This is a genomic window from Rhodococcus yananensis (assembly GCF_020515525.1).
Lineage (GTDB): Bacteria > Actinomycetota > Actinomycetes > Mycobacteriales > Mycobacteriaceae > Rhodococcus > Rhodococcus yananensis.
Genome location: NZ_JAIYEP010000178.1, coordinates 1 through 511 on the forward strand (window position 1 = coordinate 1; position 511 = coordinate 511).

The following is a 511-nucleotide window of genomic DNA, read 5'->3' on the forward strand; positions in this document are numbered from 1 at the left end:
GGCGGCGTGTGCCTGGTCTCTGTCGACGATGCGTCGGTGTAGCACCTCCAGGTGCTGCGGTGCTCCTGGCGAAGAAGCGCCGGACAGGGTGTCCAGAACTTCTTGCCGTCGGTCTCGTAGACGTTGAACCACCCCGGCGGGAGCGGGACGGCGTCGATCGTCTCCCACTCCTCGCAGGTGTGGCTGAACTCGCGGTCGGTCATGATTTCCTCGTTTCCCCAGGTCGATGGTGGGTAGTCGGTTCGAGGGGTAGGTGGGTAGGTTTTTCCGACCTACCCACCTACCCGCAGGTCAGGGCACGTTTTTCAGGGGTAGGTCGATTCACCTACCCACCTACCCCTACGAGCTCAAACTTCCCCCCCGATTCTCGGATCACCGCACCCTCGAGGAGGTCGGATAGCACGGCATCGAACACGCCGCGAAGCGGTGTGTCGAGGTTGTTCCTGAGTCCCTTACGCGTCTCGGTTCCTCGTCGCTCAAGCGTCCTGACGATGCGCCCGCGTGCCCGCTC

At 63.2% G+C, this 511-nt stretch carries 1 protein-coding gene; it reads right to left on the reverse strand.

Features of this window, described 5'->3' with window-relative positions:
• The coding region (locus tag LDQ05_RS19665) for a hypothetical protein (RefSeq protein WP_226438630.1) at window positions 1-203 on the reverse strand (203 nt) is incomplete at its 3' end.
• Window positions 204-511 lie beyond the last annotated feature (308 nt).